12 protein-coding genes are annotated in these 18,075 nt (G+C 42.9%); 2 read left to right on the forward strand and 10 right to left on the reverse strand.

Annotated elements, in window-relative coordinates:
* Positions 1 to 112: 112 nt before the first annotated feature.
* From glf to HMPREF3208_RS01280, 5 genes are all read right to left on the reverse strand, one after another.
* The gene (gene glf, locus HMPREF3208_RS01260; protein WP_064346850.1) at positions 113 to 1,339 is read right to left on the reverse strand and encodes a UDP-galactopyranose mutase; all 1,227 of its coding nucleotides are present in this window, start codon (positions 1,337 to 1,339) and stop codon (positions 113 to 115) included.
* Positions 1,340 to 1,506: 167 nt separating this feature from the next.
* Positions 1,507 to 2,508: a glycosyltransferase family 2 protein gene (locus tag HMPREF3208_RS01265; RefSeq protein ID WP_081091148.1), complete on the reverse strand. Its 1,002-nt coding sequence runs from the start codon at positions 2,506 to 2,508 to the stop codon at positions 1,507 to 1,509.
* On the reverse strand, positions 2,496 to 4,208 hold the full coding sequence (locus tag HMPREF3208_RS01270; RefSeq protein ID WP_064346852.1) for a glycosyltransferase: 1,713 nt from the start codon (positions 4,206 to 4,208) through the stop codon (positions 2,496 to 2,498). Before HMPREF3208_RS01270 ends, HMPREF3208_RS01265 begins: the two co-directional genes overlap by 13 nt.
* A 112-nt stretch (positions 4,209 to 4,320) precedes the next feature.
* Positions 4,321 to 5,595 (reverse strand): ABC transporter ATP-binding protein, encoded by a 1,275-nt coding sequence (locus HMPREF3208_RS01275; protein WP_064346854.1) that lies wholly within the window; start codon positions 5,593 to 5,595, stop codon positions 4,321 to 4,323.
* A complete protein-coding gene (locus HMPREF3208_RS01280) occupies positions 5,595 to 6,440 on the reverse strand; it encodes an ABC transporter permease (RefSeq protein ID WP_064346855.1) in 846 nt (281 codons plus the stop codon). The genes HMPREF3208_RS01275 and HMPREF3208_RS01280 overlap by 1 nt, the downstream gene beginning before the upstream one ends.
* 75 nt (positions 6,441 to 6,515) lie before the next feature.
* On the opposite strand from HMPREF3208_RS01280, the gene HMPREF3208_RS01285 reads away from it, so the two are divergent.
* On the forward strand, positions 6,516 to 7,694 hold the full coding sequence (locus HMPREF3208_RS01285; RefSeq protein ID WP_230953040.1) for an acyltransferase family protein: 1,179 nt from the start codon (positions 6,516 to 6,518) through the stop codon (positions 7,692 to 7,694).
* Positions 7,695 to 7,764: 70 nt separating this feature from the next.
* On the opposite strand, the gene HMPREF3208_RS01290 is transcribed toward HMPREF3208_RS01285, so the two are convergent.
* The 5 genes from HMPREF3208_RS01290 to HMPREF3208_RS01310 form a co-directional block, all read right to left on the reverse strand.
* On the reverse strand, positions 7,765 to 9,927 hold the full coding sequence (locus HMPREF3208_RS01290; protein WP_064346857.1) for a DUF6541 family protein: 2,163 nt from the start codon (positions 9,925 to 9,927) through the stop codon (positions 7,765 to 7,767).
* 308 nt (positions 9,928 to 10,235) lie between these two features.
* Complete coding sequence (locus tag HMPREF3208_RS01295; protein WP_064346858.1) at positions 10,236 to 11,345, reverse strand: LicD family protein; 1,110 nt, start codon at positions 11,343 to 11,345, stop codon at positions 10,236 to 10,238.
* A 183-nt stretch (positions 11,346 to 11,528) separates the two neighbouring features.
* Positions 11,529 to 12,464: a DMT family transporter gene (locus HMPREF3208_RS01300; RefSeq protein ID WP_032814976.1), complete on the reverse strand. Its 936-nt coding sequence runs from the start codon at positions 12,462 to 12,464 to the stop codon at positions 11,529 to 11,531.
* 74 nt (positions 12,465 to 12,538) lie between these two features.
* Positions 12,539 to 14,347 (reverse strand): phosphotransferase, encoded by a 1,809-nt coding sequence (locus tag HMPREF3208_RS01305; protein WP_064346859.1) that lies wholly within the window; start codon positions 14,345 to 14,347, stop codon positions 12,539 to 12,541.
* A gap of 103 nt (positions 14,348 to 14,450) precedes the next feature.
* A complete protein-coding gene (locus HMPREF3208_RS01310; protein WP_064346861.1) occupies positions 14,451 to 16,544 on the reverse strand; it encodes a DUF6020 family protein in 2,094 nt (697 codons plus the stop codon).
* Positions 16,545 to 16,858: 314 nt separating this feature from the next.
* Between HMPREF3208_RS01310 and HMPREF3208_RS01315 the strand changes: the two genes are divergently transcribed.
* Complete coding sequence (locus tag HMPREF3208_RS01315) at positions 16,859 to 17,785, forward strand: glycosyltransferase family 2 protein (RefSeq protein WP_016636584.1); 927 nt, start codon at positions 16,859 to 16,861, stop codon at positions 17,783 to 17,785.
* Positions 17,786 to 18,075: the final 290 nt, after the last annotated feature.

Genomic DNA, 18,075 nt, shown 5'->3' on the forward strand with positions numbered 1-18,075 from the left:
CACAATGCTGCGCTCAAGCAGGTCGTCGCGCATGCGAGGAAAGAAATCCCCCAAAACTCGCGCCACATAAAGCAAGAACCACGTTAAATGTTTGCGGCGGTGAAAGTTGAGATTACTTAAGCAAAGGCACTACTTGCGATTCATAAGCGCGCAAAGCCATGTCGATTACGTTGTGCATGTCGTAATAGCTGTAAGTTCCAAGCCTGCCACCGAAAACAGTGTTAGGCTCTGCTGCAGCAAGCTCCGCATAGCGCGCGTACAATGCTTTATCTGCCTCAGTATTCACAGGATAGTAAGGCTCGTCGTCACGGCTGGCTGCGCGCGAATACTCTTGCCACACAACAGTCTCCCCGGCTTTCACGCTTTTGCCCGGCACAAAATCAGCCTCGCCATTAGACTCCGCAGAAACTTCCTCTCGCTCCGGATTAAAGTTCTTAAACTCAATCGCGCGCGTAAACGGCACGTCAGCATCCGAATAGTTCATTACTGGGCAGCCAAAGTGGTCACTCTCCTCGTAACGCACTTCCTTAAAGTCAACGGTACGCCACTTCAACTCACCAAGAGCGTAGTCAAAATACCTATCAACCGGACCGGTATAAACCACTGGTACTCCAGCCTCCGCCAACGCGCGCTTGTTAAACGGCTGCGACTCGTCGAAGAAGTCTACGCCAAGTGAAACGTGAATACGCGGATCGTCGATCATGCGCTGCATCCAAGCCGTGTAGCCGTCCGTTGGCAAGCCCTCCCAAGTGTCTTTAAAGTAGCGATTATTGTAGTTAAATCGCACAGGCAAACGCTTAATAATTCCAGCAGGCAACTCGGAAGGATCCGTTTGCCACTGCTTTGCCGTGTAGTTTTTAATAAACGCCTCGTAAAGCGGACGCCCAATTAAGCTAATGCCTTTATCGTTCAAATTTTGCGGATCTTTGCCAGCCAACTCCCCCGCTTGACTTGCTATCAAAGCCTTCGCTTCTTCCGGCGTGTAGTGTGCATGGAAGAATTGGTTCATCGTACCCAAGTTGATTGGCAACGGGTAAACTTCGCCGTCGTGCGTTGCGTACACGCGATGTACGTAGTGAGTAAACGACGTAAAACGGTTCACATAATCCCATACGCGCTTGTTGCTTGTGTGGAAAAGATGCGCTCCGTACTTGTGAATTTCAATTCCCGTGCGCTCGTCAAAATACGAGTAAGCATTGCCACCAATGTGATTACGAACGTCAATAATTTCGACGCGAGCGCCAGCGCGTTCTGCCGCTTGCTGAGCTACAGTTAAGCCGAATAATCCGGCGCCAACCACTACTAAATCCGGGTAATTTGTTGATTTGTTGTCGCTCATGTTCTGCCCCTATCGGTTACCTTTTACAGTTACGTTTTACAGTTACGTTTTACAGTTACAAATTATGTTTCACTATTTGCACATTGCATGACGCATGACGCACATTGCACATTGCATGATGCACATTGCATGATGCACATCGCACATCGCATAGCGCATGCGTTTTATTATTTTTGCGGAAAATCTACTTTTGGATTAAATCGTATAGCTTTCAGCATTTGGCTGATCATACTGCGACGTAATTTGCGCGCCACATGCCCGCGTCGCATCTGACGAATCACATTTGCGCAGAACAGTAAGTACTTTGCTTTACCTTCGTGATGCAGTCGGTACGATGCTTGATTGCGCACGCCGTACGCAAATTTCCACGCATTTTTTTCGTCTATCATCGTAAAGTTCACGCCTTTATTAGCACCCATATCGTGCACAATAACACTATCGAGCACTTGTACACCTGGGCATACGCGTGTAATGCGCAACGTATATTCCGCGTCGTCGAACCAAATAAAGTATTCTTTAAACGGCAAACCATGCTTTTCCATAACCCAACGAGGAATAAGCACTGACACAAACGAACAGCTTGTAACCATAACGAGATTGCTAAATCCTTTAGCAATCAGTCTTCCCCAATCCCATGTTGGTACAGGATTGTTCATTTCGCAAATTGATCCGTCAATGAACTTCACCATTGAGCAAGCGTATGGCACATCTGGACCAAGCTCACCTACAGCAGCATTAAATCCATCTAGCAGCTTTTCCAATGCTTGAGGCTGCGGATAGCCATCGTCGTCGAAAATCCATACGAAGTCGGCTCCCAGTTCGTAGCCTTTTCGCATGCCAGCACTAAATCCGCCAGCACCACCAACATTTTCTGGAAGAGTTACTACAGTAAGTTTCACACTGCCATCCGCATAAGAATTGGCAAAATCATGCGCATATGCTTCTAGATACTTATCTGTGCCGTCTGTTGAAGCATTGTTTACAATAATCAGCTGATTTGGGATTCGCGTTTGCGCGCGTAGCGATGCCAGTACCTTTTTTAGTTTTTCGAGGCGATTAAAGGTGACGACTACAGCTGCTACGTTCGTTTGGCTACCAGTTACGTTCACTTGCTTGCCGGCTACGTCGCGTTGTTGCGTTTCGTTCGCGTCGACCATCATTTGCTCCATTCTTTAAATAATCTAGTAAATAATGCGTCTGCTGATTCAAGTTGCGCAAAATTATTAAGTTGACGAGTTTCTTCTTCCCAAAGTTGAGAGCGAAGATTTTCGTTTTCACGTAATGTTACTAACGCTTTTACAGATGCTCGCACAAACTGCGAAGTCATGCGCGGCAATAACGCGCTCTTTGGTATAACAGTGCGCTGCGAACCAACATCAGTGGATAGCACAGGCACACCATTTGCTAACGCTTCAATAGTAGTTAATGTTATGCCCTCATTGACTGAGCTAATCAGCAACACATCAGCATCGTCGTATGTTTGTTGCGCAGGTACGTTCATAGAACGGCGTTCAATAACATTTTGCAAACCGTACCGTGTAATAAGTTCAGTCACAAAAGTATCTAATTCGCCATCACCGTGCAAAATGAAGTGGAAGCAACCGGGGTATCGTTTGTTAAGCGCTCGCGCTGCAAGTACGAACGCTTCTGGCCGCTTTTGGCGAGCCATACGCCCCACAAAAGCTACAGTAAGCACTTTGTTATCACATCGTGTAGCCACCGTATTGCATTGTGTATGCGTTGTTAAACCAATAAGCGGAGCATCAACGATTTTCGCCTCATCAATTTCATGCACATCATGCAACCAATGTACTAATTGCGGCGAAATAACGTGGTGCAAATCAATCCATTGATCGTGCGTCACAGCCTCATGCGGATACCCTCCGCGATTCACATACTCAACAATATGCAGCGAATCAACAATATGCATGTTCGGGAAATACTGTTTCACCCACCAAATATGATCATACAACCACTGGCAGTGATGTATAGCAATACCTCGAATATCAAACTGTTCAAATAGCGAGCGCAACAACGGCACGTCTTTCCAACATTCTTGCACTGGTGGAGTAAGAGGCAATACGAGAGCATTCTCACAAAAATCTTTTGCTATCCACGGTTGATGACCATCGCGATCAGTGATAATAATTGGCAACAATCCAGCTTGTTGAGCTATGCGGATAGTTTCTACAGCCCAACGCTCAGCACCGCCAGCTTGTAACCAGTGTAAACCAATAATTACAGCTTTCGGAGCATTTGCTACACGCTCGCCCGGCACAGCTTGTTGTACTGGTGCTGCTACACCTTGGGCTTGTTCTTGCTTGTTGGCAACATTTTCAAACAGTTTTTGGTTGAAAGGATTGTAAGCAGTAGTGCGTTTACGTGACGCAATTTCGCGACGCTTTCGCATAGCTTCGCGCACAATATCAAACATTGACGGCGCATGCAATTCACACTCTTTATAAATACGCTGCTTCAATGTATCAGTTGCCCAGTGAGACATTACGTCGTCATCAGTAGCATCATCTGGTGTAAGCATTAAGTAGCGCGTGCCATCGTCCGGAATAACAATATCTTCATTCCAATATTCTGTTGGATACTCACTACTTGCTTGTACTGTTGATTGTGCGCTAAAGGTTGCGCATGGCCGCAAACCTGCACCTTTTGTACAAACTCCGTTAAATACTGAAAAATCAGCCAATCGCGGATACTGCCAACGCGCACCCATGTAAACTTGGTAGCGTAACGTGCGCCCCGGCTGCATGAGCGAATGGTAATTTATAGCTCCTGTAATAAGCCTACGTTGGCGTTCACTTATTGAAGCTATATATTGTTCACCATCAGCATCAATCTTAAAAAACGTTATCATCAATATGCCTTTATGTAGCTTTATGGTGTTTGTGCATAAAGCTCGTATTCTTAACTTTTTATCAACTTCTTATTAACTTATCAAGCCTATTAACATTGCGAATGTTGCACAATTAACATTGCGAATGTTTGACGCAATGCATAGTCATAGCATTGTCGTTTAAAAGCGCATATTCACGGTTTCGACTATCTCTTACAGCAAACATGCAAGAATTGTTGTCGTTTGTGAACGCAATCATGTCAGTATCATCAGGATCAGTAGCACTTCTCGTACGTAAGGAAGCTACAAGCTTAAATTCGCCATTATTGAGGATTGTAAGTGGCATTTCAAATTCAGCGCGCTGACGACCTTCACCTTCTAACTCAATGGTGTCTCCACCAGTGTCGTACGCAATTCCACCACGCTTGATGTCGTGCATTGCCACAGCTATAAAGTACTTTCCAGGCTCGTTGAACTCGTATTCTACAGCAAAACGGAATGTTTCATCACAGTTGAGCAACTGCTTACTCATTGGCACAATGCGCATAAACGGTACGCGTTCGTTTAAACCGATAGGATATCCGTCAGCACTCTTGTTATTCTTTTTGTTGGAAAGATTTTCAAGCGTATAACGGTTTGCAACGTCGTCTTTGTCTCCGTTTACTATCACTTCGCCGTCTTTAATAAGTACCGCTTTATTACAGTAGCGTTTCACAGCGTTCATGTCGTGCGTAACAAGAATAACAGTTTTGTGAGCATCTTTTTTCACTTTTGCAAAGTATGCGTCACACTTTCGCTGGAACGCTTCGTCACCTACTGCGAGCACTTCGTCAAGCACGAGAATATCTCCTTGTGCTTGGATTGCTACAGAAAATGCTAAGCGTACTTGCATGCCTGAAGAATAATTTTTCAGTTTTTGATCCATAAATTCTTCAAGTTCTGCAAATTGCACAATATCGTCATACATGTTTTCGATTTGTGCGCGAGTAAATCCTAGCAGCGCTCCGTTAAGGAATACGTTTTCGCGACCAGTTAATTCTGGGTTAAAACCCACGCCTAACTCAATAAATGGTACTAGCTTCCCGTTGACGCGTATACTGCCGGAATCAGGCACGTAGATTCCAGAAATAAGTTTCAGCAAGGTTGATTTTCCACTGCCGTTTCGTCCTACGATACCGAAAAAGTCGCCTTGATGTACTTCAAAATTAATATCACGCAGAACATGCTGTTCTTTGTAACCTTTAATACCACGAGTCCAATTAATAAACGCTTGTTTCAAACCGCTTGCCTGCTCGGTTGGTAGTTTAAAATATTTACCAACATGCTCAACAGAAAGTACAACTGGACGAGAATCTTCTACTTGAGCAGGTTGCTTTGTGGCAGTATTTGCTAACTCAATTTCGCTCATTACATCACCTCAGCAAACTTGCGATTGCACTTACGAAACACAACAACACCAAGCACACACAGCACGATAGTGAGCACTATTGGCACTGCTACAGATAGTGGTGAAGTACATAAATTCCAGACAGTAGGTTGTGTAAGTGGCGCTACAAGATTATGTCGTAAATCTTGAATGCATTGTGCAATAGGATTCAGTAACTGTATTTTTGCAATAAGCATGCCCCATTTGCCGAGAGAACGATTACACATTACCATGCTCAGTGGGTAAATAATTGGCATAGCGTAGAACAATACTTGTTGAGCAACATCCCAAAGGTGCGCAATGTCGCGAAAATACACGTACATAGTTGCCAGTAGCAACGTTACGCCTAATGCCAATGCGTACAACTGTATGCAATTCAAAGGAACTAAGAGAACCCACCACGTAAATTGCACGCCTGCACCTAATGCAAACACAATAACAACTACAAGGTTAATAGCAAAACTAATTAATGCTCCAACGGTTGCTGAAACCACCACAATGTAGTTAGGAAAATGGATTTTACGAAGTAAGTCACCGCGGTCTACTACTGCACGCAAACCGATTGATGTTGCTTCACCAAAAAACTGCCAAGCACTGATACCAAGCAGTAGCACCACTGGATATGTTGGAGTACCATCAGACATCCTCAAAAACTTTGCAAACACTGCGTACATAACGCAAAACAGCATGAGTGGGCGCAAAACTGACCACGCAACACCTAAGAAAGAACCTTGATAGCGTAGTTTGAAATCAGTTTTTACTAGCTCTTTCAGCACTACCCACGAATAGTGGTAGCGCGCACGTAACGTATCTACAATGTTTTTCACAAGATATATATTTTATCAGTTAGATACTATTTGTTTAACTATGCTTTTCTGCGCGCAGAACTAAGAATTATGAGGATGATGATGAACCAGCAAGAAACAGTTGCAACTACACCAATGCGTGATTGGCGTTTTGAATGGCTTCGTATTATTGCAATGCTACTTATTGTTGCTACACATTTTTTTGCTGCAGACAATAAGAGCGTTACGCTTCCTCATATTTCGCTCCGTTTTGCAGCACACGAGTCGCTCATGATGAGTGGACAGGTTGGAGTCACTCTTTTTGTGCTTATTTCTGCATACTTTTTAAGCAAGCACGATATTTCAAGACTGCTTCCTCAACAGACTCAACGATTAGTAAAATTGTGGACGCAAGTTTTCTTCTACTCGGTTTTAGGAGTAGCTGTTTACGCACTATTGACACATTTTCTGCGCAGGTTGCTACCTCAAGAATTATGTAGTTATCTTTCTACTCGTAATATAGTAAGCTCACTCTTCCCAATTATTTTTAATAATTATTGGTTTATTACTGCTTTCTTCGTTCTTATGCTCATCGCACCTTACGTAAATATTGTTTTTCATGCGTTAAGTCAGAGGCAAGCAGTTATGTTTCTTACGATTGTGGTTGGCATAACACTGCTGTGGAAGTTTGCTAATCCTCAAATTCAATACTTTACTGATGTAGCTTATCTGCTGTCGATATACATGACTGGCGCGTTTATTCGCAAATATGAACATCATCTTCCTCATATCAACGCATTAACGGCTTGTATGGTAACGTTGCTGTGCTATGCGTTATGCGTTATTGGCACGTACGCTGTGCAACGTGGATTTATTCTTACGAAAGTGCTGAATTATCCTGGCAATCTTTTTATTGCAGGTCCTGGTGCTTCCCCTGTGCTTTCTGTCATCGTGGGAACGATATGGTTTTTGTATTGTGCGCAACGTTTTAGCAAAACTACAGTTACCTATTCTCAATTCGGCATCATAGTAGCTAAAGTATCTCCTGCTACGTTTGGCGTGTATTTAATTCATGAGAATTTTTTGATAAAACCATTGTTGTGGAACATGGTTTTCCGCACGCCTTTAGCAAATCATGCTATGCCTTATGAAATAGCTTGTAATGCGCTACTTATTGTGGGCACATATGTTGTGTTATTGGCAATAAGCTTTGTGCTTTATAAGATTGCTGTTACACCATTATGCAAATTAAGTAGCGCTGTAGTGCGCAAGTTTAGTGCGAAAGCTACAGCATAATACTCTTATTTCATTATTTGCTTCATTATTGCTTCATTATGTACATGGTGAGCAATTCATGGTGAGCAATTTATTGATTGCAATCAGCTGTGATCTTATACAGTCGCATAGTACCCTCAGTGAGTATAGGTTTGAAACCTGGTGTTGTGTCACGAACTCTGTCGATGCCTTTCCACTGAGCAATCTCATAGCTTGCATACATTGATTTCATATAGTTTGGGTTAGACTCATCAACTTGATAATCGCTGCGGTTCAATAGCAGTAGATATTTTGCTTTCGTATGAGCGACAGCAGCACAAACTTGCGGATCTTCATATATGCGGTTAAGGCGCGTAGCGATAAGCGTATTATCTTCTGTAGGAGCACCCATCCAGTTGCCCTCCCACGCTTTGTAATACACGTTTAAGCCGTCAACACCCCAAGCGTACACACTACCGTCATACGGCTGATTCAGTACCAAAGAACCTTGAGGAACAATCTTAAGAACTTTTTGCACAAAAGCAGATTCTTGAGCATCGTAGCTTTTTGGTTTTCCGGGACGATTCCAAAAACGAACGTCACGTACTACAGCGCCAAATGCTGTGACTACCGATCCGTTGCTTCCAGAAAGATAGTGAGATGGGAAGTAATTTATGAGCAATAGTACGCATGAAAGTACTGCAACGAGTAACTTACGATTATGAACTTGCGAATAGTCAGCGAGCGCAATATTACTCATATTGCATATAATGTCGAAACATACGCACATGCCAAGTGCTGCCAATGCTGCACCAAAGAATACTGCTGAAGCTCCAAGTCGATACGAATCGTGATACCAGAAACCAGTGAGCACTGCTTTTGCGCGACCGTCACTAGCAGCAGCAAGCATGTATAAAATGCACATAATTCCGTAAGCACAGCTCATCCACAGATACTCACGGTGGAATAGCGTATATATAATGCCGATAATCACAAGTATTCCTAAGCAAATTTGCGGTTCAGCATTATGGAAGCCAACGAAGAGCACGTCAATACCTGCTTGAATTTTGCGCTCAATTGCTGGCCACTGCCATGTAACGGTACGCTGCATAAATGATGCTTTATATAAGCCAAACCATACTGCAACGATTGCTACAAACAGCAACACCATAACCATACACGAATACTGAGTACGCTTCTTAGTATCTTTCACAATTTGAGAAACGTATTGCGGAACACAATAGAACAGGTATGGGGCTACTAGTACGCCCATGGTGAATACTGAATTAGGCTGCGTAACTGCTATACCCACTAGGGCTATCAGTAGCATTGCAAATGTTGCTAAACGACTACGAAGCGTGCTTACTGGATGCAACAATTTTATGCATAATGCAATCGCTAACGGCAAAATGGCGAATGATAGAAGATTGGAATAAAGTGATCCGAATACTAAGAACCGCCATGGGAAAATAGCAAAGAGCAGTGGCGTTAACGACATTGCCATTACAAAACGTTGTTGCTTTTGGAAAAGCATGCGTGCGAGCACAAACATAGAAGTCGGGTACACTACCGTGAGTATGAGTACAATACCTGCGTTAATGACGACCGGAATTGAGGCACCAGTGGCAGAAGCTGTTAATGCCATTAAGGAGTGCCAGCCTGTTGGATAGAATTTTGAACCAACTGTTGCAATAATATCGCCAGAGTGAAGAGTGGAATAGTCGCCTGTAGTGAGGAATTTGCGAATAATACTCATATGCCAAGCATTGTCATACAGTTGCGAATATGTAGATAATCCGCCAATTTCTACGAGGAAAATAATAAGAACAATTACTGCGCTGATTACTACGTATAATCCTGCGATTGACCATGGCGAGCGCATTGCACGATCAAGAAAGTTACGTGTAGTATCAGTAGCAGATTTATTCGCAAGTATAACTGCTTGATCTGCAGCATCAAGTTGAGTATCGGTTTGTTTTTCAGTTTTTTTCATTACATTGTTATGTAAGATGAGCGATGTTGCGTATGCCACTATGCACACTAACGTAATTGGTAGCACGATGGTAAGCCAGGAGCCACGAATATTGATGCTGCTTAATATAATCTCGTATACTCCGTAGCAAGCAAGCGTCATAGCAGGAGCAAAGAATAAGCTCGTCATTCTTGTTTGACGAGTGCTGCGTAATAGTAAAAATCCTGGCAGGTAAAGGAATACAGCCATCATCATGAATGATGTTAAGAACATGGCTAATGTTACGACCGAGAAACCTACCATGACTAAGAGGCCCTTTCTTTGATGCTAATGCTGTGCTTACAATCTACCACTTCACTGTAACGCAATCACTCTTCGTTAGCAAAGCAATGCGCTGCAAAGTTGCACACAGCATATTCTGGCTGTTCAATTCAGCAGCCGCACACCTCACACCAAACTCAATCCCATCAATCCCCTCAACTACCACCGCCCCAATCAAAACTCATAGCCGATAGTTACACAAGTAACGAATAAACCGAGCAACCAAATAAAGCAGCGCAACAAAATAAACCGAGCAACAAAATTAAGCTCGCGTCGTCAAACTGTCAACTTCACTGTTGAATATCTTGTTCGATGGTATCTATTATGTGCTGGTTTTGTAGGATTTTACGATCAATATGTTGGAAGTGCGTAATAATGTCGGCTGGCAGTTGATAAATATTGCCATAAGCACGTTCCAAGATTTTTTCTGCATATTGCGGCACATTTACAGAAAAGTTTTCAAATGTTGTTGTTTTTGTTGGAAAAACTTCATGGTATTGCAACGTGTATAGGTTTTCTGCTTCAACATTATCGAGACCGTATACCATGCTTGCGGCATCGGATTTGTTGACAATAAGTCCTTGCTGCACAGCTTGTTGCTGGTAGCGTTGGAATACTTGCTCAATATCTTGCGTATACTCATTGCCGTTTTCTATATAACCGCGTTGTTTCCAATCTTGGAAATACGGTTGAGCTTGTAATGTTTGCTGCAAATTATTGCGAAGTTGTACGAAAGATTCTTGCTGCTCAGCAGTGTATTGTGGCGCGTAATCGTAGAAGAAAATATCTAAGAAACAAGGATTTTCAGTGTTCTTGTAGCGGAATCTCAATTGACGGCAACAAACGTACGGATCGTATACAAGTACCGCACGGTAGCGCGCACGTAAAGTAGCGTCTTCGCGCAAGAGGACGAGCAGCTTATCAATGTCTTGTCGCATCATACCTAAGTCAACATCATCATCCCAAGGTATAAAACCGTGGTGTCGTATGCAACCAAGCAGTGTGCCAAAATCAGCCCAATATTGAAGATGATGTTGGTTTGCAATTTGCGTAAATTCATTGAGTAATGCTGCGCAACCACGCTGTATGAGTCGCACGGAACCAGTAGCTTTTGGCAGATTGAGAAAGAATCGTTTACGCGCGCTTAATGCATCTTCATTTTCTTGTTGATAATTCGCCCAGAACATCATTGACGAGTGTTCACGATTAGTGCGGATTTCATCGCGTAATGATTGCAGCATCGCATGTTGATTATCTTGTAACGTTACGTACTGTTGATGTGCGCACTGCTGTAATTGATCCAACTGATTTTGCATGGCAGTAACTTGCATGCGAAGATCTGCAACAGCACGCTTTGAAGCTGGAAGTCTGCTTATAAGCCAACGCAGTGGTGAAATCATATCTTCTGCTCCTCGTGATCACAACGTAAGTTACGATGTAATAACACAGCATACTCTCTCTTGCTGTTACCGCAAACTTTCCGCGTATATTACCCAAAGCAAGTTGTGCGAATGACTACTATGCACATAAATTTCGCTTATACAAAATTCATATTTTTCATACATATGTAGTACATAAGTTGTTCAACGTTCAGAAGAAACAACTACAGTACCAACAATGATTACTACACAACAAGCCCATGCAATAAGCGGTGGAATTGTTTGGGAAAGTAACGCTGCAGCAATCATGCTCCACACAGCATAGGTAATATTTCCAGCCATTGCTCGAGTTGCTCCAACTTTTGCAATACCGCGATAGTAGCATAAGTACGATGCTGTGCCTAAGAGTGAGATAACAAGCGCTAGCACAAGCAAATACACTGAATCTATACGCACGCGGAAAACTGGTAGCAAGGTGCATAAAGGCATGATTACTATAGCGTAGGATAGTGCGGAAACTGTTTCGCGAATATGCAGCATTACTTCATCATCAACACTGTGTTTTCGCGTAGCCCAAGCACAGGCAACTGCTTCACTGCCCCAACCTATAACACTGAGTAACGCTGCAATAAGACCTAATAATATACTGCCTGAAGATGTGGCGTGTGCGGTTGAGGGTTCTGCGCAAGAACAGTACCCTAGTACACCTACCGCTATAAGCGTTATGCCGAACGCTCCGTAACGTAACGCACTCAGTCGCTCTCGCAACAAGATTGATGAGAGTAGCACGCCGAATGCTGGATATAGTGCTGATATTGCGGCAGCATAGCCAGCGCCAATATTGTTGGCAGCAAGCACGTAGCCAGTCATGCCAATTGGTCCGCCAAGAAGTGAACTCAGCACAATAGGTATGAGCAGTCGTGGCTGTCGATACACTGCTAGCATGTTGCGCCATTTGCCACGAAAAGTCATATATACGCATAGCACTATTGCGCATAACACGTCGTGTATGCATGCTCCGACTACACCAACATAGCATGCTGAATTTGGTACACATCCGCTTACTGTTATTGCAACCAGTAATGCTAGTAACGCAGTGTCTAAACCCCAGAATAATCCGCTTAATAAGGAATACTTCATGTCACTAAGCTTTCTTCTTCTGAACTCTTTTTCTTATTTTTCTTATTCTTTATTCATTATTCGCTGACTATTACTTATTCGTTTATATGTATAGGATGGGAAGTTGCATAAGCCATAAGCGCACGCTGGGCGTAATGTTTTGCATATCGGTAGTACAAGTATCGGCAATCGCCAACCGGTTCACCTTCAGCTTCTTTGAGTAGTGCCCACAAGTACCAGCACCAGCCTGCAAAACTCACGTATGCTAAACAGTGAGCGCGCTCATCGTCTGTAGGAGTATGGTCGAAATACTCTACTAAAGCTGCGTCAAATTCTTGCTCAGTAAGGGCATCCGAAACACACATGGTTGCTACGTCTTGTGCATAATCAGACATTCCAGCATATTCCCAATCAATAAGATGGTAGCGACCTTGCGAATCAACTAATACGTTAGAGCCAAGTAAGTCGTTATGCGATAAGCATGGTTCCTGATACGCACTGTAATCTAACATTTGTTGATGCAGTATATCAATTTTACAACTTAACGCTACAATACCCACCGGGAGTATTGCGTTGCGAATTTGCAGCTCATTCATATAGCGTTGAGATTCTTCATAAAAATCAAACTTACGATTTACTGTAGCGTTACTGTTATGAAGTTTTCTTATAAGCTGCATACCTTCATGCAAATCGTGTTTCGTATGAAAATCAGCAATACGACAGCCTTTCAAAAAATGTGAAATCTTCCAACCACACTGCGGATCATCCGCAACAAACGTACCATCTAAACCAAGCTTTTGAGCCACACGCAAAGCTTCATCTTCTGCTTGCCTATTGATGAGCACATTCGTACCAACACCAGGATGTCGATACACATATTCACGATCAGCAACGGCAAAATGACAAGAAAGATTCGTTAAACCATTTTTGAGAGGGTACACATCATGAATGTCTGATTTTTTGCAACCAAGTACTCGAACAATGCGATCAAAAACCTCACTATCAACATTCTCTAAAAACAGCGGATCAAACTCGCGAAGCTCATCCAACGAATCAAACTCATGAATAATCGGCGGATCATAGCGACGCATACGCATATCAAGCTCATCTACATGATCAATAAAAATATTTTCCCACAGCTTGTCAGCAGTTTGCGGTAAATCGTACTCCGCGCGTAAAATCCGCACAAATTTAGCCGAAAATTCACTATCAAAATACACGTGACCAATCATGTACCAAGCATCACTTCCGCCAATACTTACTGAAGTAATACGATCATGCGCACCAACACTCATGCACCACTCTTTGGTGTTACCCTGCTGGTATTGCGCAGCATAGTACGCTTTCCACACATACAATTCAAAAGGATTCTCATCGAAATAATTATCGGAAGAACAAATATATGTGTTACTTAAACGATCAGCGACTGCCATGATCGAACTGTTATTATTGCGCTCGAGATATTCCTTATTAGGCACAATCTTCACATGAAACGCATCTTCCAAATAGAAGAATCGTTCCTGTTTGTAGCCAACTACTACGCTAATATCGTTAATTCCTGCCTCTTGCAATTGACGAATTTGTCGCTCAATAAGCACTTCGCCACGCACAGTGAGTAAACCTTTTGGCAATTCGTAAGAAATCGGAGAAAAACGTGACGAAAGCCCTGCTGCCATAATAACGGCATTGTGCACACGATACGGTTCAAGTGCTGTAAGACCTTTTGCTGTAACTTCACCATTGACAACAAACCCATGCTGAATAGCATCGCGCAACGCACTATTAACTGTGCCTAATGAAAGCTTCGTATGCTCAGCTAGAGTACGTTGATTGCTTCCTGGCAAACGTTGCAATGCTGATATTACCGCAAATTCGTTGTGAGTTAATGCTGAATATGCTTCCATAACACTGTCTCCATGCACTAGCTGAGGTGCATGCTACTAGCTCGATACATTGTGTTGCATCGGTAGAGTATGCACCAGGCGTTCAAAAATAATTATTATTAGTTTATTTTGAACATTCGACACTATTGGCAGCATCCGCAACAGAAGCATCCGCAACAGAAGTATCTTCAATAAATGGGACTGCTACCAACAGTAAAGCACAGAATAAGAAATTGATAGAATATCGCACAGAATGCATCGGCGCGAGCATAAGATTGGCCCACGATAACGCCACTGGAGCAAGATACAGCAAATTCCACCATTTTTTGCGCAATATACATCCCGCAATAGCAAAAACAGGAATCCACAGCACATACAAACCTTCCGCGCCCAAGAAAGACACAACAGGAAGTTTATTCATAAGCTTATGAAACGAAACTGTTATATGTTTACGGAAAGGCGACAACGTGCAATCCTGCACTTGAGGAAGAATGGCATATCCGCCACTCGGACCCCAACCACACTTCATAGTCCCATACGTAAAGTAGGTATCATCAATCACAAAAAAGTAGCGAATAAATGACACAGCTTTCACATAATCAACTGGATAGCGGAAGAACAATCGAATCCACAAACGTACAAACGCAGCAATATCCTCGCTTTTAGCATTACGGTACATATTCTGCTTAGCAGCATCCACACAATGCTTGTCAAAATGCTTTTTAGCACGATGAACGTTAAACACGCGATGAGCAATCTCAATGTCTTCCTTCGCAAGCTCACGCTCATGCTTCATAAACACTGCTGTTACCTGCTGAATTGGTGTACCCAGCACTTCCTGCTTACCACCTTGCGCAATATGCAATACAGGGAATAAAAACATAGGTATACATATAAGCGCTACTACAAAAGGAATAATTGCAGCAATAAGAGTTTTTACACGCTGCTTAAGTAGCACAGCAACAACAAGTAAACAAGGCATAGTTATGTACAATGACGTTTTACGCATAAGTCCTGCAAGAAAAGCAATAACCACAAAACCAAGAAGCCATCGCCAAGAAATATGTATACGATGCATTACACGATACACATATTCAAAGAACATGACGCACCACAGAGTAAAGAACGGCACCCACGTAGTGTCCTTCATAATAATCGTCATATAAGAAGACCATGCAGGTAGCAGTGCAAACAGCATAAACGATGCAACAATAATTCGCTTGTGCAATTTTGTGCGACAAGCAACCCAAGCTATTGTTACTACCAGCGACAATGCGCCAACAAATGATTGCAATGCCATCAAAAGCACAAACCCCAGCTTTTCACAGCCGAGCCACAAACCTAATTGATCAAAAGCACCATATATAAGTGAATCAAAAAATGGGTTATGATCTGTCATCCAATAACCAGGCAAAGGAACCATCATCATAGGGTCCCAAGCTGGAAAACCACGCACTTGAATGAGCTGAACCATCGTATCTAGTGGAATCGAAAATGTTCCATTGATTATCATCATAGGAATCCACAATATAAACAGCACAGCGGTGAGCAGTAGCACACTGTTACACTTAAACTCAATACGAGCAATAGCGTTATACAGCCAACGCAATGCCCTCATAATACAATCGACACAACGATGATACTGATTGCTTATTATTGCGCCGGAAGATGTTGCGCCGGAAGAGGTTGTGCTGGAAGATACTTCACTATCAGATTGCGTAACACTTATTGTCGCAATATCATTACCTACGCATTCGTCAGACTTCATACGTTGCACCCACAGCAACACAACTGAATAAGCAAGGAATAGTGCTATTGCAACGCAAACAAAACGAAATATCGTAAACAATACGAGCAGAACCCGAAAATGCAACGACCCTGTAAGAACAAACGATGGCAACAATGCGTGAATGCGAGAAGCTGGATCACCAACAGACATCAGCGATAATGCAAAAATGAAACTTACACTCATGCCAACCACTCGCTGACGGCATGTTACATAAGATAATGTTGGCAAAGCAACATACACTCCACAACTGGCAGCAACGTACAAACATAATGCAGTAAAAGAACCAAATGTTGAAGCCGAAGGAAGCATAAGAGCTGCAGTAATAACAAAACCGAGCAAAGCAGCTACAATCAATCGAGTACGCATCCCCATCTTGTGCTGCGCAGTTTCCTCAACTACTCGAACTACATTTGACTGATTATTGAACACTGTAAACCCCCCATACGCTACATGTGTTATATGTATTGCGTGCCACCATAACTGTTCTTAATATTCGCATTCATCATATAGCTTGCAAAAGATTACACAACACTTGCCACGCAGTATTGCAGACTATACTCACGCAGTATTGCGGACTCTATGCGCAAGTATGACGCACAGCACTACACACTGCCACATAAACACACACAGATTGTTGCGCTACAATCCACAACAATAGGTAAGATAACAGTGATACGCGCAGAGTGTGCGAAGATTACTGCTCACTCCATGCGCACTATTCGCCATTATGAAGGGATATTACTATGACTTCCGTCGCAGTGTTGCTGCCTTGCTACAACGAAGCAATTACTATTGGAAAAGTTGTGCGAGATTTCAAAGCTGCTCTTCCGGAAGCCACAGTATACGTGTACGACAATAATTCAACCGACAACACTGCCAGCATTGCTACAGAAGCCGGCGCAATAGTTCGCAAGGAACCACGTCAAGGCAAAGGCAATGTAATTCGCGCCATGTTCCAAGACATTGACGCAGACGTTTACATTATGGCGGACGGCGACGATACCTACCCTGCTGATGCAGCACCAAACATGGTCGCCAAAGTTATTGAAGGCTACGACATGGTTATTGGCGACCGTCTAAGTTCCACGTATTTCCAAGAGAATAAGCGACCATTCCACAATTTCGGTAACCGCTTAGTTCGCGGAGCAATTAACACACTCTTTCATGCAAAAGTAACCGATATTATGACCGGATACCGAGCATTTTCTTTCGCTTTTGTAAAAACATACCCAGTACTTTCACGCGGCTTTGAAGTTGAAACAGAAATGACTATTCATTCACTCAACAACAACGTGAAATTGTATGAAATGCCAATTCAGTATCGCGACCGTCCAGAAGGTTCTGTTAGCAAACTTGACACCGTTGGCGACGGCATTCGAGTGCTTTCCACCATTTTCCGCATGATTAGAGAATATAAGCCAATGCCATTCTTCGGCACTCTCGGCGTACTGATTACTTTGTGTGGGCTTGGCGCATGTTTAACACCATTTATTGAATTTTGGCGCACGCATTTAGTAACACATTTCCCAACCCTTATTGGCGCGGTCATGCTTATTATTGCCGGCTTACTGTTCTTTATTTCGGGGATTATTCTTGAAATTCTAGCTAAAAACGAACGCAAACGTTTTATTGAACAAGTCAACCTATTCGACTACCTACGTCGACACTAAAAGAATTTTTATAGGTACGTTCATAGTTTCATAGGTGCGTTAATAGTTTTGATATTGTACAAAGTAGTGCTGTAGCTTTGTATATTTTATTTGGGTTATAGGCCAAAAGTGTGTAAGAAATCATGTCTTAGGCCTTGCAATACAAGGGTTTTGCGGTAATCGAATCTGTTTTCTGCACATTCGCCACCTGGACAAAACTGTGTAAAAAATAAGCTCATAACCCTTATGGCAGTAAGATTCACAGCATATAGAATGTGGGCTATTCCTTTAGGCGCTTGAGCGTCGAAGCA

It is taken from the genome of Gardnerella vaginalis (genome assembly GCF_001546485.1).
In the GTDB taxonomy this organism is placed as follows: domain Bacteria; phylum Actinomycetota; class Actinomycetes; order Actinomycetales; family Bifidobacteriaceae; genus Bifidobacterium; species Bifidobacterium vaginale_D.